This is a genomic window from Flavobacterium sp., from assembly GCF_031423415.1.
Taxonomy (GTDB): Bacteria; Bacteroidota; Bacteroidia; order Flavobacteriales; family Flavobacteriaceae; genus Flavobacterium.
The window spans coordinates 1-1103 of sequence record NZ_JANPFL010000141.1 but is presented as its reverse complement, the minus strand read 5'-3'; the positions used below and the strand labels follow the sequence as shown (position 1 = coordinate 1103).

Genomic DNA, 1103 nt, shown 5'->3' with positions numbered 1-1103 from the left:
CTTGAACCCTTGCAAGCAGCTCCAGTTATTATTGAAGATGGAGCATTTGTTGGATCACGTTGCATTGTTGTAGAAGGTGTTCGTGTTGGAAAAGAAGCTGTTTTGGGTGCAAATGTTTGCCTAACAGCATCGACCAAAATTATAGACGTTACTGGAGAAAATCCTATAGAAATGAAAGGTTTTGTACCAGCTCGTTCGGTAGTAATTCCTGGAAGTTATACCAAAACTTTTCCTGCTGGCGATTTTCAGGTGCCTTGTGCATTGATTATTGGAACTCGAAAAGCTTCGACGGACTTGAAAACAAGTTTGAATGATGCTTTGAGAGAATATGATGTAGCGGTTTAGTATTCAGGTTTCAGGTTTATATCAAAAAATCCAATTTCTTTCGAAAATGGATTTTTTTGTTAAATTTCTATTTATAATACTGCTAAACTGAGACTGAAGACTGAGACTGGAATTTGAAAACTAATAAAGAGTATCAAGTCCATTTTTAATGAAAGTGACTTTGTTTTTTTTGTTGAATTCTCTAATATCGTTGTTGATTTTCCATGTTTCCTGTGTTGCATATCCTCTTTTATGGTCTAAATGTAAACAAATAGAAGAATAGCGAATTTGTTTTGACAATAATCCGTTGTTGAATAATCGTTCGCCAAGTTCACGATCTAAACCACCATATTGCATGTCGTGATTGAAACCATTTATATCTAAAATATCTTTTTTGTAACCTGACGAGTTGTGACCGTTCCAAGAGCGTTTGGTTGGCGTTATCCAATTCAAGAAACTGGCTAAATATTTATTTTTTGTGAGTTTAAAATTTTTGAAACTATTTTTTAATTTATTAGATTTTAACCACGATAAATCGAAACATTTTTCGGTAATAACATCGTTTTCTTGAATTAAATTCGAGATATTCATGGGCAATTTAAAATAACCACCAGAAAGAAAATAACCTTCTTCACGATTTTTTAAATGATCGGCTACAAAGTCTTTTCTTGGAATGCAATCTCCATCAGTAAAAATTAGATAATCAGTATTCGATTTTATTATGGCTTTGTTAATAATAATTGTTTTCTGAAAACCGTTATCTTCTTGCCAAACATGAA

Annotated in this window: 2 protein-coding genes; one reads left to right on the top strand and one right to left on the bottom strand. The window is 32.6% G+C overall.

Annotation, left to right across the window (positions count from 1 at the left end; genetic code table 11):
- On the top strand, positions 1 to 345 hold a 345-nt coding region (locus RMO83_RS12780), incomplete at its 5' end, for a DapH/DapD/GlmU-related protein (RefSeq protein WP_310560088.1).
- Positions 346 to 465: 120 nt separating this feature from the next.
- On the opposite strand, the gene RMO83_RS12775 is transcribed toward RMO83_RS12780, so the two are convergent.
- Positions 466 to 1103, bottom strand: a 638-nt coding sequence (locus RMO83_RS12775; protein WP_310560087.1) for a glycosyl transferase family 2, incomplete at its 5' end; no start/stop codon positions are given.